This is a genomic window from Mycolicibacter sinensis (assembly GCF_001667375.1).
In the GTDB taxonomy this organism is placed as follows: domain Bacteria; phylum Actinomycetota; class Actinomycetes; order Mycobacteriales; family Mycobacteriaceae; genus Mycobacterium; species Mycobacterium sinense_A.
Map to the genome: position 1 here is coordinate 1 of NZ_LZIN01000066.1, position 21,743 is coordinate 21,743.

At 68.5% G+C, this 21,743-nt stretch carries 25 protein-coding genes and 3 tRNA genes; 15 read left to right on the top strand and 13 right to left on the bottom strand.

Features of this window, described 5'->3' with window-relative positions; genetic code table 11:
* Positions 1–128 precede the first annotated feature (128 nt).
* From A5771_RS12660 to A5771_RS12675, 4 genes are read right to left on the bottom strand one after another with little or no spacing between them, the layout of a single operon-like run.
* Positions 129–746, bottom strand: a complete 618-nt coding sequence (locus tag A5771_RS12660) for an RES family NAD+ phosphorylase (RefSeq protein WP_109401124.1) — start codon at positions 744–746, stop codon at positions 129–131.
* Positions 739–1,254, bottom strand: coding sequence for a hypothetical protein (locus tag A5771_RS12665; protein ID WP_064855570.1), 516 nt, complete (start codon positions 1,252–1,254; stop codon positions 739–741). The genes A5771_RS12660 and A5771_RS12665 overlap by 8 nt, the downstream gene beginning before the upstream one ends.
* Positions 1,255–1,263: 9 nt before the next feature.
* On the bottom strand, positions 1,264–2,103 hold the full coding sequence (locus A5771_RS12670) for a cytochrome c biogenesis CcdA family protein (RefSeq protein WP_064855571.1): 840 nt from the start codon (positions 2,101–2,103) through the stop codon (positions 1,264–1,266).
* The gene (locus A5771_RS12675; protein ID WP_064855572.1) at positions 2,100–2,606 is read right to left on the bottom strand and encodes a redoxin family protein; all 507 of its coding nucleotides are present in this window, start codon (positions 2,604–2,606) and stop codon (positions 2,100–2,102) included. The genes A5771_RS12670 and A5771_RS12675 overlap by 4 nt, the downstream gene beginning before the upstream one ends.
* 45 nt (positions 2,607–2,651) lie before the next feature.
* On the opposite strand from A5771_RS12675, the gene A5771_RS12680 reads away from it, so the two are divergent.
* Genes A5771_RS12680 through A5771_RS12690 form a run of 3 tightly spaced genes read left to right on the top strand, consistent with a single transcriptional unit; the run spans position 2,652 to position 4,615 of the window.
* On the top strand, positions 2,652–3,089 hold the full coding sequence (locus A5771_RS12680) for an SRPBCC family protein (RefSeq protein ID WP_064855573.1): 438 nt from the start codon (positions 2,652–2,654) through the stop codon (positions 3,087–3,089).
* An 11-nt stretch (positions 3,090–3,100) separates the two neighbouring features.
* On the top strand, positions 3,101–3,562 hold the full coding sequence (gene cynS, locus A5771_RS12685) for a cyanase (RefSeq protein WP_064855574.1): 462 nt from the start codon (positions 3,101–3,103) through the stop codon (positions 3,560–3,562).
* Positions 3,563–3,571: 9 nt separating this feature from the next.
* A complete protein-coding gene (locus A5771_RS12690) occupies positions 3,572–4,615 on the top strand; it encodes a patatin-like phospholipase family protein (RefSeq protein ID WP_064855615.1) in 1,044 nt (347 codons plus the stop codon).
* A 3-nt stretch (positions 4,616–4,618) separates the two neighbouring features.
* On the opposite strand, the gene A5771_RS12695 is transcribed toward A5771_RS12690, so the two are convergent.
* Together A5771_RS12695 and A5771_RS12700 are read right to left on the bottom strand one after the other, a co-directional pair.
* Positions 4,619–5,449, bottom strand: a complete 831-nt coding sequence (locus A5771_RS12695; protein WP_064855575.1) for a hypothetical protein — start codon at positions 5,447–5,449, stop codon at positions 4,619–4,621.
* A gap of 11 nt (positions 5,450–5,460) precedes the next feature.
* On the bottom strand, positions 5,461–6,177 hold the full coding sequence (locus A5771_RS12700; protein WP_064855616.1) for an MBL fold metallo-hydrolase: 717 nt from the start codon (positions 6,175–6,177) through the stop codon (positions 5,461–5,463).
* A 178-nt stretch (positions 6,178–6,355) separates the two neighbouring features.
* On the opposite strand from A5771_RS12700, the gene A5771_RS12705 reads away from it, so the two are divergent.
* The 11 genes from A5771_RS12705 to rplA all read left to right on the top strand — a co-directional run bounded on the left by A5771_RS12705 (position 6,356) and on the right by rplA (position 10,978).
* Positions 6,356–6,428: transfer RNA gene (locus tag A5771_RS12705), tRNA-Thr, on the top strand.
* 38 nt (positions 6,429–6,466) lie between these two features.
* A tRNA-Met gene (locus A5771_RS12710) sits at positions 6,467–6,540 on the top strand.
* 43 nt (positions 6,541–6,583) lie between these two features.
* A complete protein-coding gene (rpmG, locus tag A5771_RS12715) occupies positions 6,584–6,751 on the top strand; it encodes a 50S ribosomal protein L33 (protein ID WP_013827599.1) in 168 nt (55 codons plus the stop codon).
* 12 nt (positions 6,752–6,763) lie between these two features.
* Entirely contained in the window at positions 6,764–7,240 is a 477-nt protein-coding gene (gene hadA / locus A5771_RS12720) for a (3R)-hydroxyacyl-ACP dehydratase subunit HadA (protein WP_064855576.1), read from the top strand.
* Entirely contained in the window at positions 7,227–7,655 is a 429-nt protein-coding gene (gene hadB / locus A5771_RS12725; protein ID WP_064855577.1) for a (3R)-hydroxyacyl-ACP dehydratase subunit HadB, read from the top strand. The genes hadA and hadB overlap by 14 nt, the downstream gene beginning before the upstream one ends.
* 10 nt (positions 7,656–7,665) lie before the next feature.
* A complete protein-coding gene (hadC, locus tag A5771_RS12730; RefSeq protein ID WP_064855578.1) occupies positions 7,666–8,166 on the top strand; it encodes a (3R)-hydroxyacyl-ACP dehydratase subunit HadC in 501 nt (166 codons plus the stop codon).
* Positions 8,167–8,320: 154 nt separating this feature from the next.
* A tRNA-Trp gene (locus A5771_RS12735) sits at positions 8,321–8,393 on the top strand.
* An 86-nt stretch (positions 8,394–8,479) separates the two neighbouring features.
* Entirely contained in the window at positions 8,480–8,923 is a 444-nt protein-coding gene (secE, locus tag A5771_RS12740; protein ID WP_064855579.1) for a preprotein translocase subunit SecE, read from the top strand.
* A 23-nt stretch (positions 8,924–8,946) separates the two neighbouring features.
* On the top strand, positions 8,947–9,720 hold the full coding sequence (gene nusG, locus A5771_RS12745; protein WP_064855580.1) for a transcription termination/antitermination protein NusG: 774 nt from the start codon (positions 8,947–8,949) through the stop codon (positions 9,718–9,720).
* 26 nt (positions 9,721–9,746) lie between these two features.
* A complete protein-coding gene (gene rplK, locus A5771_RS12750) occupies positions 9,747–10,175 on the top strand; it encodes a 50S ribosomal protein L11 (protein WP_064855581.1) in 429 nt (142 codons plus the stop codon).
* Between the two features lie 95 nt (positions 10,176–10,270).
* Positions 10,271–10,978: a 50S ribosomal protein L1 gene (gene rplA / locus A5771_RS12755; RefSeq protein ID WP_064855582.1), complete on the top strand. Its 708-nt coding sequence runs from the start codon at positions 10,271–10,273 to the stop codon at positions 10,976–10,978.
* An 88-nt stretch (positions 10,979–11,066) separates the two neighbouring features.
* On the opposite strand, the gene A5771_RS12760 is transcribed toward rplA, so the two are convergent.
* The 7 genes from A5771_RS12760 to A5771_RS12790 all read right to left on the bottom strand — a co-directional run bounded on the left by A5771_RS12760 (position 11,067) and on the right by A5771_RS12790 (position 17,469).
* Positions 11,067–11,954, bottom strand: a complete 888-nt coding sequence (locus tag A5771_RS12760) for a cyclopropane mycolic acid synthase family methyltransferase (RefSeq protein WP_064855617.1) — start codon at positions 11,952–11,954, stop codon at positions 11,067–11,069.
* A 129-nt stretch (positions 11,955–12,083) separates the two neighbouring features.
* Positions 12,084–12,947 (bottom strand): cyclopropane mycolic acid synthase family methyltransferase, encoded by an 864-nt coding sequence (locus tag A5771_RS12765; RefSeq protein ID WP_064855583.1) that lies wholly within the window; start codon positions 12,945–12,947, stop codon positions 12,084–12,086.
* A gap of 140 nt (positions 12,948–13,087) precedes the next feature.
* A complete protein-coding gene (locus A5771_RS12770) occupies positions 13,088–13,951 on the bottom strand; it encodes a cyclopropane mycolic acid synthase family methyltransferase (protein WP_064855584.1) in 864 nt (287 codons plus the stop codon).
* A gap of 83 nt (positions 13,952–14,034) precedes the next feature.
* Entirely contained in the window at positions 14,035–14,883 is an 849-nt protein-coding gene (locus A5771_RS12775) for an alpha/beta fold hydrolase (RefSeq protein WP_275084986.1), read from the bottom strand.
* A gap of 59 nt (positions 14,884–14,942) precedes the next feature.
* Positions 14,943–16,289: an ABC1 kinase family protein gene (locus tag A5771_RS12780; protein ID WP_109401125.1), complete on the bottom strand. Its 1,347-nt coding sequence runs from the start codon at positions 16,287–16,289 to the stop codon at positions 14,943–14,945.
* 50 nt (positions 16,290–16,339) lie between these two features.
* Positions 16,340–16,942: a DinB family protein gene (locus A5771_RS12785; RefSeq protein ID WP_207545440.1), complete on the bottom strand. Its 603-nt coding sequence runs from the start codon at positions 16,940–16,942 to the stop codon at positions 16,340–16,342.
* Between the two features lie 2 nt (positions 16,943–16,944).
* The gene (locus A5771_RS12790) at positions 16,945–17,469 is read right to left on the bottom strand and encodes a DinB family protein (protein ID WP_064855587.1); all 525 of its coding nucleotides are present in this window, start codon (positions 17,467–17,469) and stop codon (positions 16,945–16,947) included.
* Positions 17,470–17,571: 102 nt separating this feature from the next.
* Between A5771_RS12790 and A5771_RS12795 the strand changes: the two genes are divergently transcribed.
* Positions 17,572–21,738 carry an NEW3 domain-containing protein gene (locus A5771_RS12795; protein ID WP_064855588.1) on the top strand — a complete coding sequence of 1,389 codons (4,167 nt, stop codon included), beginning with the start codon at positions 17,572–17,574 and terminating at the stop codon, positions 21,736–21,738.
* Positions 21,739–21,743: the final 5 nt, after the last annotated feature.

The window sequence follows — 21,743 nt, forward strand, 5'->3', positions numbered from 1 at the left end:
CGGCCCGGCACCCGATTCCCATCGCCCACCCCCGGGAAGCTGACATAACATCGCCTGTCGCTCAAAGGCGGGCACACGCCCATATCCTCCGGACCGGTGACGGATGGGGCAGGTGGGAAACGATGTGCTCAGTACCCGATCGTAAACCCGTGCCGCAGCACCAGATCCGCTGTGACATCGGGTCGCTGCGACAGCGGCCACGCCGCCACCTCGAACGCCTCGACGGCGAAGAACGCGTAGTTGACCGAGGTCTCCGGGGTGGTGCGCGACCGGTAGACGATCGCGTCCGGGCATTCCTCGGGCTCAGGCCACCAGCGCCGCACCGCGTCGGCGAGTCGCTGGCAGGTGGCCCACACCGCGTCGTGCTGGCCGGTGCTGATCTGGTCGTCGACGCCCAGGGCGTCCAGGTTGCGTTCGGTGCGCAAGTCGAGCACCCGCAGATGCCGCGCCGCGGTCAGCCGCACCAGGTGGTGGCCGGCGTGGTCGGCCGGGATCATCAACCCGGTCAGCCGGTAGCGCTCACGGAACGCACCGAGCAGATCCGTTGCCCCATAACGGGTGCGGAACATTCCCGACGTCGGGTCGAAGCGGTAGCGCGGCTCGGGGAACCCGTCCCAAGCCCACCGGGAGGGGTGCTCGGCGTCCAGGCGCCACAGCTGCGTTCCGGCGGTGATCCGGCGGCGGCGCAGGCCGGTCGGCCGGGCTTCGGGCAGTGCGGCCCGGTAGCCGGCGGGAAGCTCAGGCACCGAGCGCGGTCAGCATCCGCCGGGCTTCCGCCGCGGTGGCGGGACGGCGCAGTGCCTCGGCGATCGAGATACCGCCCAACTCGTCATGGGTGAGCCGCATGATGCGGTCGGCGGCCAGCGGATCGGTGCTGAACCGGGCCAGCAACTCCAGGATCTCGGGCAGGTCGGCGCGCAGCCGTGCGTCGTCGAATTGCCACGCCGGAAACCAGGTCTGGTTGCCCACGGCCGCGCCGATCAGCTTGCCGCGGCTGCGCAGCCGGTGCACCGCCTGCGGGGTGCCCAGCCGCAGCAGCGCCTGGACCTTCGGGGTGGGCAGCGCCCCGGCGACGAAGTCGTCGACGAGGGCGGCGCGACGCTGGTCGTTCAGCGCGTGGGCGGCGATACGCTCCAAAGTGCCCTGCGGCGCCGTCGGCGCCTCCAGCAGGGCGTCGAGGACCTGGGCGAACCCGGCATCGGTGCGGGCACGTTCGGCGACCTGGCGGGCGATGGGTGCGACGGCGGCGGGCATGCGTCCATGCTACCCGCGAGTGCGTCTAATTGAAACAATCGAAACCAATACCAGTACCGCGGCCGCTCCCAGCAGCGGCCAGACGCCCAGCGCGTCGACCCGATCGGCCAGCCAGGACTGCACCGCGCCGGCCGCGTGGATCACCGGATCGTCGGCGTCGGCCCCGGAGAAGTACAACCGGATCTCGTAGTAGCCGTAGTAGGTGACGTACAACCCGGTCAACAGCACGATCACCCCGGCGATGCGGCCCACATACGGCAGCACCCGGCGCAGCGCCGAGGTCGCCGACGAACCGGCCAGTGCCACCGCCAGCGCCGCGACGCCGACGGTGATGCTCATGCCCGCGGCGTAGGCGACGAACGCCAGCACCCCGGCCAGCGTCGAGCCCTGGTGGAAGGTCGTGCTGATCACCGCGAGAAACGGTGCGATCGTGCACGACAACGAGGCGACCGCATAGCCCACGCCGTAGCCGTACATCGACCGCAGCCGCGCCGTCGGCGTCCCGCCCGCCTTGGGCAGCAGCACCGAGATGTCCCGGCCGGCCAGCAGCCAGCCGCCCATCGCCAGCAGCAGCACGCCGATGACCACGGTGGCGAACGGCAGATACTTCTGCGCCGAGGCGATCAACGGCGACACCGCCAGCCCGAAAATCCCGAACACCGTCAGGAACCCGGCCGACATCGTCACCGTCGCCGCACCGGCGCGGGCCAGCGCCACCGGACGCGAGGTGTCCCGGCTGTCGGCGATCACCAAACCCAGATACCCCGGCAGAAACGCGAAACCACACGGGTTCAGCGCCGCGACCAGCCCGGCGCCCAGAGCGAAACTCAGTGTGGCGGTGTCGATCACGTCGGCGTCAGCGCCTGCACCCGCGCACTCAGATCGGCTTCGGACAGCGAGCCCTTCACCACTTCGACTCCGCCGTCCGGGCTGACGAAGGCGTACGCGGGCTGGCGGGTCACCCCGAACCGGGCCCACACCGCGGCGTCGGCGTCGTTGAGCTCGGTGAAGGAGTCCACACCGTACTTGGCGACGAAGTCCTGCAGCGCGCTCAGCTCATCGCGCGCGCCCACCCCGACGAACGTCACCGCCGGATGCGCGGCGGCCACCCGCGCCACCACCGGCGCATCCTTCTGACAGGTGGGACACCACGGCGCCCAGAACCACAGCACCGCCGGCCGGCCGTGCAGGCTCGAACCGGAGAATTTCCGGCCGTCCAGGGTTTGGGCGGTGAAGTCCAGCTGGGTGCCCTCGGCCGTCGTCCGCGAACCGCATCCCGCGGCCAGCAGGGCCGTCGCGGCCACGAGTACGGCGATCAGCAGGCACAGTCCAGAGGCTTTGGGAGCGGGCATGCCGCCGAGTATGCCAGCGGTGCCGGCCGGGCTAAGGTCGCTGACATGGCCCGCGGACGCCTGGAGCACACCGCCGACATCGGGGCGTCGCCGGAGATTGTGACGGCGTTTCTGGCCGACCTGACCAATTACGAAGCGCTGCACCCGATGCTGGTGGACGTGCGCCGCGTCCCCGGCGGCACCGACGGCGCCACCCGCTACCTGGCCCCGCACCGCATGCGCCTGTACGGCATTCCGATCCGCTTCACCTGCCGGGTGGACCTGCGCACCGACGGCCCCGGCGAGATCCGCAGCCACACCTTGCAGCGGCCCGGCATCGAAATGTGGTCGACGGTGACGGTGCGCCCGCACGGCGACGGCAGCCAGCTGCATGAGCAGGTCGACATCAGCGCACCCCGGCTGTTGATGAACACCGTGCTGCGCGACGGCGGCAGCTCGCATGCCGCGATGTGGCAGAACCTGCGACGCTATTTCGCGAGCTGACCGACACGGGCATGCTGGAAGCCATGAACCGAAGCGAGATCACCGAGCAGATCGTCGCCGCCCGGCTGGCCAAGGGCCTGAGCTGGCAGGAGCTGGCCGACGCCATCAAGAAGCCGGTCGTGTGGACCACGTCGGCGCTGCTGGGCCAGCAGCCCATCCCCGCCGAGCAGGGCGAAATCCTGGCCGATCTGCTCGGCTTGGATCGTTCGGTGGTACCGATACTGGCCGCGGTGCCGGTGCGCGGCGGGCTCACCACGCCGCCCACCGACCCGACCATCTACCGGCTCTACGAGGCGGTGGGCGTCTACGGCCCCGCGCTCAAAGAACTGATCCACGAGCAGTTCGGCGACGGCATCATGAGCGCGATCAACTTCAGCGTGGACATCGACAAGAAACCGCACCCCGGCGGTGATCGGGTGGTGATCACCCTCGACGGCAAATTCCTGCCCTACGAGTGGAACTCCGCGGACTGAGTGCCGACCGTGGCCAGTCGTCGATCGCAGGGCACCGCGCCGCCGACCGCCGACCTGGTGCTGTCCGGCGGGGGAGTGCGGTTCATCGGGCTGGTCGGGGCGGTGGTAGCGCTGATGGACGCCGGCTACTCGGTGCAGCGCATCTCCGGGGTGTCCGGCGGTTCGGTGGTGGGCACCATCCTGGCCGCGGCCGCCCAGGGCGATCAGCTGACCGCGGCACAGGTCAAGGAACTGGCGCTGTCGGTGCCGCTGTCCACCTGGCGCGACACCGAGGTACCGGTCCCGCTGCTGGGCGCGGCCTACGGATTCTTGCGCGACAGCGGCCTGTACCGCGGCGACGTCGCCCACGACTGGATCCGCAGCGAGCTGGCCAACCTGGGGGTGCACACCTGGGGCGATCTGGCCTACGACGACGACAACCTGCTGACCGAGCGGCGCTACCGCGCGGTGGTCAGCGTGACCGACGTCACGACCGGGCAGCTGGTCCGGCTGCCGTGGGACTACCGGCGGGTCTACGGCCTCGACCCCGACGAGCAGTCGGTCGCCGATGCGGTGCGCGCCTCGATGTCGGTGCCGTTCTTCTACCGCCCGGCGACGCTGACCAGCGCCGCCGGGCGGCAATCCACGCTGGTCGACGGCGGGGTGCTGTCGAACTTCCCGATCGACACGTTCGACCGGCTCGACGGCCGCGCACCGCTGTGGCCCACCTTCGGGGTGACGGTGGTGCCGGAGCTGTCCGGCGGCGATATCGGCGACATGGTTCCGGGCCTGCGGCCGCTGCGCATGTTCGGGCAGTCGCGGCTGCTGGAAAACCTGATCAGCACCCTGCTGGTCGGCCACGACCAGACTTATCTGAACCAGCCGTGGGTCAGCGTGCGTGCCATCAAGATCAACCCGACCGACGTCGGCGTGCTGGACTTCGGGATCTCCCGCGCCCGGCTCGAAGAGCTCTACCAAAACGGCTACGTCGCGACCCAGGAGTTCCTGTCGGGCTGGGACTGGCCGGCCTACCTGGAGCGGTTCCGGGTGGCGCACTACCCGGGCGCCGAGTGACGTTCAGTGCCGGTGCTTGCCCAACTCGGCGCTGGCGTCACCCAGCCGCACGGTGATGTCGGTGTTGCCGGTGCCCTCGAGCTGCTCGCGGCCGCGCAGCCGGTCCTGGATCTCGCGGGCCGCCCCGTTGATCCGCTCGATCTCGCTGCGGAACACGTCCGGGCGGGTCTCCTTGCTGGCGTAGTGGAAGTAGCTGAGCAGGCTGCGCAGCAGCTCCAGCTTCTGCTTCTCCCGCTTGGCCAGGTCGTGCGTCGTCATCAACTCGACGCGCCGCACCGGCGGCAGGTCGCCCCAGTCCAGCGTCACCTTGTTCTCGTAGGGGGTCCGCTTGCCGCGCCCGAACCACCCCTTGGGCTCGTCGGGGGTGTCGTAGTAGGTGACGGTCCCGGTGAACCGCGACTCGATGCCCTCACCGAGCTCGGCCCGGTCGATCGCCGAGTCCCACACCGTGCGCCATTCCTGGTTCGGCGCCAGCACCGTCAGCTCCTCGGGCAGCTGCAAGGCCACCACGTCGGCGTAGCCGTCCGAAGCCGTCTCGTAGCGGGCCACGGTCGGCGGCTGGGCGAACGAGAACCGGATGTCATAGGCGGCGGTCTTGCCGAAGTTGCGGACCACCAGCTCGATGACGTGCCAGTCCGCGGCGTGCGGCTCCATATACATCGCCACGTGCGGGCGGGTCTGCTCGGCGGCCGCGCGGCGGTTGCGCTGCAGTTGCCGGTTCAGATAGAGCAGCGCCAGCACGGTGATCCCGATCGCCAGCCACGCCGCGAACGCCAGCCACGTCTCCGGCCCCGCGTGGGCGATGTCGTACCAGCGGTCCTCGACTGATCCCATCGGCTATCCCCTCATCCGCCCATCAGCATGCGCCACCGGTCCAGGCTTCCGGCGCTGAATACATAGTTGGATCGCTTGACCTCGGAGAGCGCAGCGCTCGGGTCGGCCGAATACCAGTGCCCGGGGAACACCGTCGGGTCACCCGGCAGGGCGGCCAGCTGCTGCAGGCTGCGGTACATCTCGTCGGAGTCGCCACCGGGGAAGTCGGTGCGGCCGCAGCCCTCCAGAAACAACGTGTCGCCGGCGACGAGCCGGCCCTCGAGCAGGAAGCACTGACTGCCCGGGGTGTGCCCGGGGGTGTGCAGCAGCTCGATCTCGATGTCGCCGATGCTGACCTTGTCGCCGTGCTCATGGGCGGTCAGGTCCGTCATCGGAATTCCGGTGATCCGCGAAACCCACTGTGCCTCATGGGTGTTCACGTGAACCGGGACGCTGGCCCGCTCCAGCAGCTCGGCGAGGCCCTTGAGTTCGAATCCCATCATCGACCCGCCCACGTGATCGGGGTGGTGGTGGGTCACCAGTACGCCGGACAGCCGCATGCCGTCGGCCTCGATGGTGTCGAGCAGGTCGCCGGCGGCGTAGGCCGGGTCGACCACCACGGCGTCGCCGGTCTGCCGGTCGCCGATCAGGTACGCGAAATTGCGCATCTGGGTGGCCATCGGGTCCCCGACCGCGAAATCGCGTCCGGAGAGCAGTTGGCGGAAATACAGCCGGTCGGATTCGGGCACGCCTCCCACCCTAAAGCAGCGGGTACCGCAAACCCGGCGAAGCCGGGCGCGGCAGGTCGTCGCCATCAGCCGCGGCGACTCGGCAGGTCGTCGCCATCAGCACCGCGGTTTGGTGACCTCGCGGGCGAGGTTGTAACCTTCTACAGGCTTACGGCGCCGCATGGCCGCCGTTGGTCAGGCCCCCTTAGCTCAGTCGGCAGAGCGTTTCCATGGTAAGGAAAAGGTCAACGGTTCGATTCCGTTAGGGGGCTCGGTGGACGCCGGGCCTGCTGGCAGGTGTATTACCCGCGGCGATGTAGCTCAGTTGGTTAGAGCGAACGACTCATAATCGTTAGGTCGCCGGTTCAAGTCCGGCCATCGCTACTACGAGAACCAGCGCAACAACAGATGAAAGAGGGCAGCTGACGTGGCCTCCAGCACCGATGTGCGGCCGAAGATCACCTTGGCCTGTGAGGTGTGCAAGCACCGCAACTACATCACCAAGAAGAACCGCCGCAACGACCCCGACCGGCTGGAGCTGAAGAAGTTCTGCCCCAACTGCGGCAAGCACCAGTCTCACCGCGAATCCCGCTAGGTAGCGCGAACCGTGTCGTTGGCCGAGCGCCTCGCCGGGGCGCACTACCGCTATCCCGACCACTATGACGTGGAGCGGGAGAAGATCCGCGAATACGCTCGCGCGGTCAAGGCCGTGGACCCGGCCAGCTTCGACGTGCGGGCCGCCGCCGGCCTCGGCTACGACGGCCTGCTGGCCCCGCTGACCTACATCTCGGTGTTCGGTCACAAGGCGATTTCGTCGTTCTTCGAGCATGCCGGTGTCACCGTCGATGACGCTCAGATCGTCCAGGTCGACCAGAAGCTGGAGTTTCACCAGCCGATCAAGGAAGGCGACCGGCTGTACTGCGACGTCTCGGTCGAATCGGTTCGCCACGCACACGGCACCGACATCATCGTGACCCGGCAGGTGGTCACCAATGATGCCGGCGAGACCGTGCAGGAGACATATACGACGCTGGCGGGTCGCGCCGGCGAGGGAGAAAAAGGTTTCACCGATGGCGTTGCGTGAGTTCAGTTCGGTCAAGGTCGGCGATCAGCTGCCTGAGCGGGTCATCCCGCTGTCTCGGCAGGATCTGGTCAACTATGCCGGCGTGTCCGGCGACCTGAACCCGATCCACTGGGACGACGAGATCGCCCAGCAGGTCGGCCTGGACACCGCGATCGCCCACGGCATGCTGACCATGGGGCTTGGCGGCGGCTACGTCACCGCGTGGGTGGGTGACCCGGGAGCGGTGACCGAGTACAACGTCCGTTTCACCGCCGTGGTGCCGGTGCCCAACGACGGCAAGGGCGCCGAGATCGTCTTCAGCGGCCGGGTGAAGTCTGTGGACCCGGAATCCAAGTCGGTGACGATCGCGCTCACCGCCACCACCGACGGAAAGAAGATCTTCGGACGGGCGGTCGCCTCGGCGAAGCTCGCCTAGGGGAACAACAATGGCGATCAAAACCGATATCCGGGGCCTGATCTGGCGCTACCCGGAGCCGTTCGTGGTGGGCCGCGAGAAGATCCGCGAGTTCGCCCGGGCCATCAAGGCCGAGGACCCCGCCTGCTACGACGAGGCGGCGGCGGCCGAACTGGGCTACGACTCGGTGCTGGCCCCGCTGACCTTCGTGGCGATCCTGGCCAAGTTGGTGCAGTCCGACTTCTTCCGCAACGTCGACACCGGCTACACCACCATGCAGATGGTCCAGGTCGACCAGGGGTTCACCTACCGCAAACCGATCAAGGCCGGCGACGTCCTCTACGCGCGGATGGAGATCGCGTCGGTCAACGAGCGGTTCGGCGCCGACATCGTGACGACCCGCAACATCTTGACCAACCAGGACGGCGACGTCGTGCTGGAGGCGTTCACCACGATGATGGGCCACGACGGCGACGATTCGGTGAGCCTGAAGTGGGACGCCGAATCCGGTCAGGTCGTCCGAACAGCCTGATTAGTAACTGGCCGCAGCGGCGAGGTACACTCGGACCTCGGGGTTTTCCCAGCACTAGCGCGCTTTCCGTGGATCCGGGGAGCGCGCGAATTGTGTGGGCCGGAGACGGTGCACAGGTGAGACCCCGGAACGCAGGTTGGTCTGCCAACCGCGAAGGGGCGTAGCTCAACTGGCAGAGCAGCGGTCTCCAAAACCGCAGGTTGCAGGTTCAAGTCCTGTCGCCCCTGCTGACGTGCCATGGTGGACAGTGGACACTGGAACTCACCAGGTGCGGTACGGCAATACGTAAGCGAGAAGAACGAAGGAGCGTGCGGTGACCGACGAGCTCGACCGTCCCGACGCCGCAGCCGACGGCGACAGCGAGGCCGACTCTCCTCTGCGCCCCGGTCGCACGGCCGTGGCGAGCAGGCAGGTCGGGGACCCGCTGCGTCCTACCGGCAAGCGCTCCCGGCGGCGCGGCGCGGCCGGCGGCGTCGATGGGCTGGAGTCCACCGCGACCGAGCTGGGTGGGGACGAGGCCAAGAAGGCCAAGAAGGTCAAAAAGAAGTCGGACGGGCCGTCGCGCAATCCGTTCCTCTTCGTCTTCAACTACCTCAAGCAGGTCGTCGGCGAACTTCGCAAGGTGATCTGGCCGAACCGCAAGCAGATGGTTACCTACACCGCGGTGGTGCTGGCGTTCCTGGTCTTCATGGTGGCTCTGGTCGCCGGTGCGGACTACGGATTCGCCCGGCTGGTGCTGCTGGTGTTCGGCGAGTGAAGTTATAGGAAGGACTGACAACCGTGACTACCTTCGACGGCGATACGCCTGCGGGCGAGCCGGTCGACGTGGCGGAGACCACCGAGGTGCCTGCCGAGGCCCCGGCCGAAGAGACGGCTGAGGCCGCCGAGGCGGCCGACGCTGAGGCGGCCGAGGCTGAGCCCGCCGAGGAACTCGACCCCGCGGTGGCGCTCAAGGCCGAGCTGCGCACCAAGCCGGGCGATTGGTACGTCATCCACTCCTACGCCGGCTACGAGAACAAGGTGAAGGCCAACCTCGAGACCCGCGTGCAGAACCTGGACGTCGGCGACTACATCTTCCAGGTGGAAGTGCCCACCGAAGAGGTCACCGAGATCAAGAACGGCCAGCGCAAGCAGGTCAACCGCAAGGTGCTGCCCGGCTACATCCTGGTGCGGATGGACCTGACCGACGACTCCTGGTCGGCGGTGCGCAACACCCCGGGCGTCACCGGGTTCGTCGGCGCCACCTCCCGGCCGACCTCGCTGCCGCTGGACGACGTGGTCAAGTTCCTGCTGCCGCAGGGCGCGGCCAAGAAGCAGGCGCGCGGTGCGGCCAGCACTGCGGCGGCGGCCCACGAGGGCGGGCTGGAGCGGCCGGTCATCGAGGTCGACTACGAGGTCGGCGAGTCGGTCACCGTGATGGACGGGCCGTTCGCCACGCTGCCCGCCTCGATCAGCGAGGTCAACGCCGAACAACAGAAGCTCAAGGTGCTGGTGTCCATCTTCGGCCGCGAGACGCCTGTGGAACTGACCTTTAACCAGGTCTCCAAGATCTAGTACGTAGGAAAGGAACACCCCAACTCATGGCCCCGAAGAAGAAGGTCGCCGGGCTGATCAAGCTTCAGATCGAAGCCGGTCAGGCCAACCCCGCGCCGCCGGTCGGACCCGCGCTCGGTCAGCACGGCGTCAACATCATGGAGTTCTGCAAGGCGTACAACGCCGCGACGGAGAACCAGCGCGGCAACGTCGTCCCGGTGGAGATCACCGTCTACGAGGACCGCAGCTTCACCTTCGCGCTCAAGACCCCGCCCGCGGCGCGGCTGCTGCTCAAGGCCGCCGGGATCGCCAAGGGTTCGGCCGAGCCGCACAAGACCAAGGTCGCCAAGGTGAGCTGGGACCAGGTCCGCGAGATCGCCGAGACCAAGAAGGCCGACCTCAACGCCAACGACATCGAGGCCGGAGCCAAGATCATCGCCGGCACCGCCCGCTCGATGGGCATCACAGTCGAATAAGCCCTCGGCGAAGGACTATTCGTCGAGAAAGAAGTACGTGGGAGGGCCAGCTTCGGCCCGCCAACCACAACCAACCATTTGAGATTGGATAACCGATGAGCAAGAACAGCAAGGCATTCCGCGCCGCCGCCGAGAAGGTGGACCGCGACAACTTCTACACCCCGCTGCAGGCCGCCAAGCTGGCCAAGGAGACGTCCTCGACCAAGCAGGACGCCACCGTCGAGGTGGCCATCCGGCTCGGCGTCGACCCGCGTAAGGCCGACCAGATGGTCCGCGGCACCGTGAACCTGCCGCACGGCACCGGTAAGACCGCCCGGGTCGCGGTGTTCGCGGTCGGAGAGAAGGCCGACGCCGCTATCGCCGCCGGCGCCGACGTGGTCGGCAGCGACGACCTGATCGAGAAGATCCAGGGCGGGTTCCTCGACTTCGACGCCGCGATCGCCACCCCGGACCAGATGGCCAAGGTGGGCCGCATCGCCCGCGTGCTGGGCCCACGCGGCCTGATGCCCAACCCCAAGACCGGCACCGTGACCCCCGACGTCGCCAAGGCCGTCACGGACATCAAGGGCGGCAAGATCAACTTCCGGGTGGACAAGCAGGCCAACCTGCACTTCGTCATCGGCAAGGCGTCCTTCGAGGAGACCAAGCTGGCGGAGAACTACGGCGCCGCGCTCGACGAGGTGCTGCGGCTCAAGCCGTCGTCGTCCAAGGGGCGCTACCTGAAGAAGGTCACCATCTCCACGACGACGGGCCCCGGCATCCCGGTGGACCCGACCGTCACCCGCAACTTCGCGGCCGAGTAAACCCTCGCCACATCCTCGCGACAAGACGCGAAAGCCCCCAATTCCGGAAGGAAAAGGGGGCTTTGGCGTCTGCTCGGCGGGGAGGCGGTTACGCGCTCTTGGCGTAGCTGACCAGGCTGACGTCCAGGGCCTCGTCGGTGAAGTAGTACTCGCAGCCGCGCAGGTACTTCATGTAGCGCTGGTAGACCTCTTCGGACTGGATCGCGACGGCCTCGTCGTGGTGGGCCTCCAGCGCGTCGCCCCAGATCTTGAGCGTCTTGATGTAGTGCGAGCGCAGCGAAATCGCTTCGGGCACCGTGAAACCGGCCTTCTCGCCGTGCGCCACCATCATGTCGGTGGTGGGCAGCCGGCCGCCCGGGAAGATCTCGGTGAGGATGAACTTGATGAACCGCGCGGTCTCGAACGTCAGCTTCTTGCCGCGGGCGTTCAAGTCGTACGGGTGGAAGCTGACGCTGCTCTGGATGGACATCCGGCCGTCGGCCGGCATGATGTCGTAACAGGTCTTGAAGAAGTCGTCGTAGTTCTCGAAGCCGAAGTGCTCGAACGCCTCGATGGAGACGATCCGGTCCACCGGCTCGTCGAACTCCTCCCAGCCCTTCAGCAGCACCCGGCGGGACCGTTCGGTGTCGATCTCGTCGAGCAGGCTCTGTGAGTAGGCGTGCTGGTTGGTCGACAGGGTCAGGCCGATCACGTTGACGTCGTACTTCTCGACGGCGCGCTTCATGGTCCCGCCCCAGCCGCAGCCGACGTCGAGCAGGGTCATTCCGGGCCGCAGGTCCAGCTTGTCGAGGTTCAAGTCGACCTTGGCGATCTGCGCCTGCTCCAGATTCAGGTCCGGCGGCTCGAAGTAGGCGCAACTGTAGGTGCGGCTCGGGTCCTGGAATAGGGCGAAGAAGTCATCGGACAGGTCGTAGTGAGCCTGGATGTTCTCGAACTTCGGACGCATTCCCGCGGTGCGTGTCGATTTCTCCGCCATCTTTGACTGGCTGCCTTCCTGATGTAACCCGCCGTGACCGGACGCGGTGTGTGATGTGTCGCCCAAGCCGGTCAACCGTTGAATCATAGCGGGCGCACAGTGCCCGCATCGGCATCGGTGGCCGAATGTCTACTTGGCGAGGGTGAACTGGTTGACGTCAATGTAGCCAAGTCGGAACCGCTCCGCACACCCGGTCAGATACCTCATGTAGCGCTGGTAGACCCCCTCGGACTGGACGGCGATCGCCTCGTCGTGGTGGGCCCCCAAAGCCTGCGCCCACAGGTCCAGGGTCCGGGCGTAGTGCGGCTGCAGCGACTGGGTGCGCTCCACGGTGAAATCGGCTCGTTCGGAGTGCTCGTGCACCATCTCGATCGACGGCAGCCGGCCGCCCGGGAAGATCTCGCTCATGATGAACTTGGTGAACCGGGCGGCATCCATGGTCAGCGGCAGGCCGCGTTCGGCGAACTGGTTGCCCGACAGCGTGGTGATGGTGTGCAGCAGCATCTTGCCGTCGGCCGGCAGTAGCCGGTGGGCCATCGCAAAGAAGGAGTCGTAGCGCTCGAAGCCGAAGTGTTCGAACGCGCCGATCGAGACGATCCGGTCCACCGGTTCGTCGAACTGCTCCCAGCCGGCCAGCACCACCCGTCGCTCGCGCGGGCTGTCCAGCGCATCGAAGCTGCGCCGCACGTGCGCGGCTTGATTGCGGCTCAGGGTCAGCCCGATCACGTTGACGTCGTAACGCTCGATGGCGCGGCGCAGGGTGGCACCCCAGCCGCACCCGACGTCGAGCAACGTCATGCCGGGCCGCAGACCCAGCTTGCCCAGCGACAGGTCGATCTTGGCGAGCTGGGCCTGCTCCAGCGTCATGTCGTCACGTTCGAAATAGGCGCAGCTGTAGGTTCTGGTCGGGTCCAGGAACAGTTCGAAGAATTCATCCGATAAGTCGTAGTGCGCCTGCACCTCCGCGAAATGCGGATTCAGCTTCGAAGACATGACAAGGACTCCCCCCGATGGCGGTGTGCTCCCCCCGAGCACGAAAAGCCGCCTCCGGAATCCTACGCGCACTCAGCGCGTCGCCCCGCCGTCGAGCGCGGCGGCGGGGGTGTTCTCGCCGGTGAACCGGCTGCTCAGCGCTACTTCTGCAGCGTGTACTGGTGGACGGTGTTGTAGCCGTCGCGGAACAGTTTGACGCAGCCGTTGAGGTACTTGTCGAAGCGGTCGTAGGCGACCTGGCCCTGCACCTCGATCGCCCGCTCCTTGTTGGCGGCCAGCATCGCGGCCCAGTCCTCCAGGGTGCGTGCGTAGTGCGGCCCGATCTCGTCGTCGCGGGTGCAGGTGAAGCCGGCCTCGGCTGCGTACTTGCGGGGCAACCACGCCGACGGCAGCTGCCCGCCGGGGAAGATCTCCTTCATGATGAACAGGGTGAACTTGGCCAGGTCCATCGTCAGTGGCAGGCCCCTGGCCAGCGCGTCCTCCGACCCGGCGATCGCGGTAATGGTGTGCAGCAGCATCCGCCCGTCTTCGGGCAGTGCGTCATAGGTGACGCGGAAGAAGTCCGCCCAGCGGTCACGGCCGAAGTGCTCGAACGCGCCGATCGACACGATCCGGTCCACCTTGTCGGTGAACTCCTCCCAGCCCTGCAGCCGCACCTCGACGCTGCGGTTGGTGTCCACCTTGGACAGCTTGTCGATCGCGTACTCGCGCTGCTCACCGCTGAGGGTGAGCCCGATGACGTTGACGTCGTACTTCTCGATCGCGCGCTGCATGCAGGCCCCCCAGCCGCAGCCAATGTCCAGCAGCGTCATGCCGGGCTCTAGACCCAGCTTGCCCAGCGCCAAGTCGAACTTGGCGATCTGCGCCTCGTCACAGGTGGTGTCCTGGTCGGGGTAGAACCCGCAGGTGTAGCCCATGGTGGGACCGAGGAACAGTTCGTAGAACTCATTCGAGATGTCGTAGATAGACTGCAGTTCCTCGTACTTCGGCTCCAACTTGGGCATAGCTAGGTTTACTCGCGATCTGGTGGGGGGATAGGTAGAGGCTCGCTCATCCTACCGTTTAGCGTAAGTCTTTTGATAATGCGCTACCGGCTGGCGGCAAACGTGGTGGTCAGCTCGTTGATCACCGGATCCCACAGCTCCTCGGGCAAGTCGTGGCCCATGCCCTCGATCAGCACCAGCCGGGCCCGGTCGATCGCGTCGGCGATAGCCCGTCCTCCCGACGGGCGCATCAGCTTGTCGGCCAGCCCGTGGATGACCACCGTCGGCGCGGTGATCAGCCGGTCGTAGGCGGTCAGGCTGCCGCTGGCCAGGATGGCGCCGAACTGCCGCGCGATGCCCCATGGGTAATAGCTGCGTTCGTAAGCCTCGATGACGTTGGCCCGCAACTGCTCCTCCGGTGTCGGGTAGCCGGGGCTGCCGATGATCCGGCTAGCCCGCACCGCGTTGTCGATGATCACCTCACGCGGAGAGTCCGGCGGCGGCCCCGACAGCAGCGCCAGCAGGGCGCGCGGCGCCGGCGGCGGCAGGAACCGCCGGTTGTTGCTGGAGAAGATCACCCCCAGCGACCGGGTCCGGTGGGCGAACCGGGCCGCGAACACCTGCGCGATCATCCCGCCCATCGAGGCGCCGACCACGTGCGCCTTCTCGATACCCAGGTGGTCCAGCAGGGCGGCGGCGTCGTCGGCCATGTCTTCGAGCGTGTAGACGGCCGAACTGGGTTTGCCCAGCCAGAACCGTGCCATCCGCGGCACCAGTGCGCCGCGGGCGTGCTTGCGGCCCAGTTTGGTCGACAACCCGACATCCCGGTTGTCGTAGCGGATCACCCGCAAGCCGTGGGCCACCAGCTTCTCGCAGAACCCGGTGCGCCACAGCAGCAGCTGCGCGCCCAAGCCCATCACCAGCAGTACCGGCGGGTCGCCGACGTCGCCCATGTCCTCATAGAAGATGTCCAGGTCTCCGGAGCGGGCGGTACCGCTGCGAACGTCCACGGCTATACCTCCGGTGCGTCTTTGTGTTCGCGGCTGACGTCGACCATGAAGTTGGCGAAGTAGCCGGTCAGCTGCGGGTCCGACATCATCTGCCAGCGCGGCGCCAGCAGCTTCATGTAACGCTCCACGTACAGGAACTGCTTGCCGATCAGCACCAGCTCGCGGGGCAGTTTGACGTCGTAGGCGTCGGCCAGCGTGCCGAGTTGCTTACCGATCTCGGCATACGACATGTCGCCGAGTGACTTCATCGTCAACGGGGTGGCGAACGCCTCCAGGTCCTGGGCGGCCTGGCCCTCGGGTTTGACCGTGCCGACCGCGCCCATCAGCACCACGATCTTGCCGGCCGCGGCGTGGTCCTTCTTGACCAGCAGCGCATACACCAGCTCACGGAGCAGCCAGCGGGTGCGCGGGTCGATGCGGCCCATGATCCCGAAGTCCAGGAACACCACCCGGCCCGCCTCGTCGACCAGCAGGTTGCCGGCGTGCAGGTCGCCGTGGAACAGCCCGTGCCGCAGGCCGCCCTCGAAGGTGGAGAACAGCAGCGCCTTGACCAGCTCCACGCCGTCGAACCCGGCCTTGCGGATTGCGGGCGCGTCGTCAATGCGGACGCCCGACACCCGCTCCATCGTCAGCACCCGTTCGCTGGTGAAGTCCCAGTGCACGTCGGGCACCTTGATGTTTTTGCCCAGCGGTGAGGCGTGCAGGTGCGACACCCAGGTCTGCATGGACTGCGCCTCGATGCGAAAGTCCAGTTCTTCGGCGAGGTTGTCGGAGAAGTCGGCGACGACGTCCTGGGCCGACAGTCGGCGGCCCAGCTTGGCCAGCTCGACCAGCTGCGCGAAGCGTTTGAGGATCTGCAGGTCGGCGGCGACCCGGCGGCGGATACCCGGCCGCTGGATCTTGACCACGACCTCCTCGCCGCTGTGCAGGGTGGCGAAGTGCACCTGGGCGATCGAGGCCGACGCGATCGGGTTCTCATCGAACTGCGCGAACAGCTCGGCCGGTTCGGCGCCCAGTTCCTCGACGAACAGTTGGTGCACCGCGGCCGGGTCGGCCGGCGGTACGGCATCCAGCAATCCGCGGAATTCCCGCGATAACGGTTCGCCGAACGCGCCGGGGCTCGAGGCGATGATCTGGCCGAACTTGACGTAGGTGGGGCCCAGGTCGGCGAAGGTCTGCGGCAGCTCCCGGATCACCTTCTGCTGGATCGGGCCGGGCTTGAGCAGTCCGGTGAAGACCCGGGCGGCGGCGCGGGCGAGCTGCCAGCCGGTCGCACCGATGCGGGCGGCCTCGACCGGCAACGGCACCCGGTCGAGCTGGACCACCTGGCGAGGCGGGGTCGAACTCATTGCTGCAGTCTGCCAAATCAGCGGCGGAAGTTCTCCGCCAGCGCACCGTCTTACGCCTTGGCGCCCGGTCGCCAGGGGGTCAGCCATGCGGTCGGTTCGGCGCCCTCGAAGCCGGCGATCAGTTCGTACATGGTGGCGCCGTCGATGCTTTCCCGGATGATGTCGGCGTGCCCGGCATGTCGGGCGAGCTCGTTGATCACGTGGTGGAACACCCAGCGCACCGTCCACGCGTCGACGTCGGTGGGAAACCACGGTGCGTCGCGCGGCACCGGCACCGCGGCGTCGAGGTCGGCGTACTCCAACAGGTGTAGCGTCTCGGCGTTTTGCGCAGCGAACGCTTCCAGCGCCCCGGCCAGGGTCTCGTCCTGGCGCAGTACGTACTGGTCCTGATATTCGCGGGCCCTCTCCTCGCCCGGCCGGCTGTCCGCGACCGGCGCGGCCGGGGCGGCGGCGACGCGAGACATCCAGCTGTGTTGCAGACCGGTGGCGTGTTTGATCAGCGCGCCGATCGACAGGGCGCTCGCGGTCGGGGTGGCCCGGGCCTGTCCGTCGGTCAGGCCGTAGGCCACCGCGAAGTAGGCGCTTTGGTGGTAGGCCACAAATTCGCGCAGCGCGTGGCGTTCGTCGGTCACCGGCGGGGCGAGTCCGGGCATGGTCAGTCCTTTCGATCGAGTTGGTGCGCGTACAGATCCCGCAGGCAGGCGATTTCGGCTCCGTGATGGATGGCTTCGCGGTGGATATGCAAGACCAGCTCCGCCATGGTGCGCTCGGCCCACGGCCCCTCTGCCGCGCCGATGGGCCGGGCCAACGCGGACTCATCGAGGCCACGTACCCCGGCAATCCAGTCTGCATAGGCGTCGTCGAGCTGGCGCAGTGCGGTGGCGGCGTCGAGGGCGTACGGCCAGGTCTGGTAATCGGCCGGCGGCCCGCCGAAGTGGTGGTGGTTGCGGACGGCGAACACGCCGACGATCACGTGCGCCATTCGCCAGGCGATGGTGGTGAACGGCGCCGGCTCGGGCACCGGAAAGCCAAAGTCGATGCCGTCGCGGCGTACGGACCAACAGCCGGCCACCGGCTCCCACAGGTACTCGTCGTCGGTGAGGCCGTCCAGCCGCGGGCGCAGCTGGTTTTGCCAGTGCCAGTCGAGTTGGTCGGCCAGCAAGTCACTCCAGACGGGCATGACCCAAGCCTGCCAGTCCGGTCGGACAACTCCCACGCACGCCGAACTCAGCCGGTCGCCGAAAGGCTCCGCCCGGCAGGCGCGCGTCCGTAGGTTTGTGTCATGCGGATCCTCGACGCCGAAGCGACCGAGAAGTTCGTCGGGCCGGCCGACGCCCCGCTGCAGCTGGTACGGGTGAGCTACCGCGACGCCGAGGCGCCGACCCCGGTGCGCATCCAGGGCGACGGTCTGGCCGGGCAGGCCGTCGCACAGCCGGGCAGCGGCATCGTCGAGGTGCCGGTAACCGTCGACGACGCGGTGCCCGGCCAGCAGCGGGTCGCGCGCGTCAACGGCCGGAGTTTCACGTTCACCGTGGCCGAACCCGGCTGGACGATGTTCATGGTCGGGCACTTCCACTACGACCCGGTGTGGTGGAACACCCAGGCCAACTACACCAGCGTGTGGACCGAGAACCCGCTGGGCGCGTGCCGGCAAACCAACGGCGTCAACCTGGTGCGCGGCCATCTGGACTGGGCCCGGGACCACCCCGAGTACAAATTCGTCCTGGCCGAAGTCGACTACCTCAAGCCGTACTGGGACACCCACCCGGCCGACCGCGCCGAGCTGCGCCGGCTGATCGGCCAAGGCCGAGTCGAGGTGATGGGCGGCACCTACAACGAACCGTCGACCAACCTCATCGACGCCGAGACGACGATCCGGAACCTGGTGGCAGGCATCGGTTTTCAGCGCGACATCATGGGCGGGGATCCCGGGACGGCCTGGCAGCTCGACGTGTTCGGCCACGACCCGCAGTTTCCCGGACTGGTGGCCGACGCCGGGCTGAGCTCCAGCGCGTGGGCGCGCGGACCGTTCCACCAGTGGGGGCCGATGGAAGGCGGCGGCGATCCGCGCCGCATGCAGTTCCCCAGCGAGTTCGAATGGATCGCGCCGTCGGGGCGTGGCCTACTGACGCACTACATGCCCGCGCACTACGCCGGCGGCTGGTGGATGGACGCGAGTGCGTCGTTGGCCGACGCCGAGGACGAGGTCTACGGGCTGTTCACCGAGCTGAAGAAGGTCGCCGCCACCCGCAACGTGCTGCTGCCGGTCGGCACCGACTTCACCCCGCCCAACCGGTGGATCACCGAAATCCACCGGGACTGGAACGCCCGCTACACCTGGCCGAAGTTCGTCTGCGCGCTGCCGCGGGAGTTCTTCGCCGCGGTGCGCGCCGAACTCCAGCAGCGCAACGAGGCGCCGTCGCCGCAGACCCGCGACATGAACCCGATCTACACCGGCTGCCACGTCTCCTACATCGACACCAAGCAGGCCAACCGGGCCGCCGAACGGGCGATCCTGGGTGCGGAGCGCTTCGCGGTGTTCGCCGCGGCGCTGACCGGGGCGGACTACCCGGAGGCGGCGCTGGCCAAGGCGTGGGCGCAACTGTCCTACGGCGCCCACCACGACGCCATCACCGGCTCGGAGGCCGACCAGGTCTACCTGGATCTGCTGACCGGCTGGCGCGACGCCTGGCAGCTGGGTGTCGACGCCCGCGACAACGCGCTGGCGGAGCTGTCGGGCTTGGTGACTGCCGACGAAGGGGCCGTGGTGTGGAACCCGGCGGCCGCTGATCGGACCGACGTGGTCACCGTGCACCTGGAGACACCGCTGCCGGCGGGGGCACGTGTCATCGACAGCGACGGCACCGAATCGCCGGCCCACGTCGAGCACGGCGGCACCACGGTCAGCTGGCTGGCCCGAGTGCCCTCGCTGGGCTGGCAGGCCTACCGGCTGGTTCCCGCCGACGAGGCCCGGGGCTGGCGGCCACTACCGGGCACCGCGATCGGCAACGAGCACCACCGGCTGAACGCCGACCCGCACCGCGGCGGCGGCATCACCTCGTGGCTGTGCCACGGCCGGGAGATGATTATCGAAGGCGGCCTGGGCAACCAGCTCGCCGTCTACGACGAATACCCCAAACACCCCCGATCCGGTGAGGGCCCTTGGCATCTGGTGCCCAGCGGCAACCTGTTCACCTCGGCGGTGGCCACCGAGGTGAGCGTGCAGGCCTACCGCGGGCCGCTGGGGGAGCGGCTGGTGGTCTCGGGGCGGATCCGCGGCGTGCTGGCCTACACCCAGACGCTGACGCTGTGGCATGGCGTGGACCGGGTCGACTGCTCCACCACCGTCGACGAGTTCACCGGCGCCGACCATCTGCTGCGGCTGCGCTGGCCCTGCCCGGTGCCCGGCGCGCTACCGGTCGCCGAGGTGGCCGACGCCGTCATCGGCCGCGGCTTCGGCCTGCTGCACGAGCCCAGTGGACGCTCGGTGGACACCGCGCAGTACCCACGGACCCTCGACACCCCCGCCCACCGCTGGTTCGGGCTGTCGGCCACGGCCCGGATCAACGTCGGGAGCAACAGCCGCGCGATGTCGGTGGCCGAAGTCGTCAGCTGCGACGGACTCGAGACACCGCGGGAGTTGATGGTCGCGCTGGTGCGCGCCGGCGTCACCGCCACCTGTTCGCAGGCCGGCGGCCCCCGGTACGGCAACCTCGCCGTCGACTCCAATCTGCCGGATTGCCGCATCGCGCTGGGCGGGCCGGACCGCAACACCTTCACCCGGGCCGTGCTGGACGCCGCCGATCCGGCCTACACCGACGAGCTGCAGCGGCAGCTCTCCGAGCAGGGCCGGGCCCGGGTGTGGGTGCCGGCGGAGAAACCCCTCACCGAGGTCTGGGTGCCCGGTGCCGACCTGACCGGCCCGCGCGCCCTGCCGGTGCTGGTGATCGCCGCCCGCGAAGACGGCTTGGCGGCCGAGATCGCCCGGCTGGCCGAGGAGCTGGCGGATGCCGAGATCAGCGTGCAACAGCAGGCCCCGGCTGACCTGGAGCCGTTCGAGGCGCGCAGCGTCGCCCTGATCAACCGCGGTGTCCCCAGCTTCGCCGTCGACTCCGCCGGCACGTTGCACACCGCGCTGATGCGCTCCTGCACCAGCTGGCCGTCGGCGGCCTGGACCGACGGTCCGCGCCGCACCGCGCCCGACGGCAGCGCCTTCCAGCTGATGCACTGGACGCACACCTTCGATTACGCGCTGGTGGCCGGCGACGGCGACTGGCGTCAGGCCGAAATCCCTTTGCGCAGCGCACAATTCGCCGACCCGCTGCGGGCCGTCCCGGTGGCCGCGGGTTCCGGCCCGCTGCCGGGGAGCGGCTCACTGCTGCGCGTCGAGCCGGCCGCCGGTGTCGGCCTGGAGGCGCTCAAGGCGGCCGGCAACCCGACAGCGCGGGGCAGCGCGCAGCCCGTCGACCCCAACACCGTCACGCTGCGCCTGGTGGAGACCCGCGGAGCCGGCGCCACCGTCACGCTGCACAGCGACCTGGGCGCGGTGAGCGTGCTGGGCCGCGCCGATCTGCTGGAACAGCCGCGCGAACACCGCGACCCGAATCGGTTGCACGGCTACGAGATCGCCACCCTCGCCGCCCGGCTGGACGTCGAACGGGTGGGTGCCGCCGGCGCCCGCCTGGCGCCCGAGCAGGAAGCCGCCCAGCCGCTGTACGCCCGCTACTGGCTGCACAATCGCGGGCCGGCGCCCCTGGGTGGTCTGCCGGCGATCCCGGCGTTGCATCCGCACCGGCTGGAGGCGGATCCGGGCGAGCAGCTCACCTTTGAGCTGAGCGTGGCCAGCGACAGCGTCGACGCGACACTGGCCGGCGCGGTGACGCCGGTGTGCCCGGCTGGCTGGACGGCCACGCCCGGCGAGCACCCGGTGCGGCTGCAGCCGGGCCAGCACACCGGCACCCCGGTGGCGGTGAGGGTGCCGGCCGCTGCCGCGGCGGGGCTCTACCCGATCCGCGCCCGGCTCGACCTCACCGGTGACGTGCCACGGGCGTGGCGGCAAGCGGTCGAAGACGTGGCGGTGGTGGCCGTCGGCGATCCGGGAGCCGACCGGCTGCTCTATGTCGACGGCGCGGCCGACATCGAGGTGACCGCCGGGCGAACCGCACGCCTGAGCGTCATCGTCGGCACCGACGCCCACGCCGACCTGGCGGTGGAGGCGCACCTGATCACGCCCTGGGGCACCTGGGAGTGGGCCGGGCCCGCCGCGGTAGGCGCGCTGGTCCCGGCCCGCGGCAGCGTCGACGTCGAGTTCACCCTGAGCCCACCGCTGTGGGCGAAGCCCGGCTTCTGGTGGGCGCTGGTCCGGGTCGGCGGGGCCGGCGGGCTGGTGTACACCCCGGCGGTGCGGATGACGGTGGCGGCCGCCGAGTCGATCGGCGTCGACCGATGAGCGAG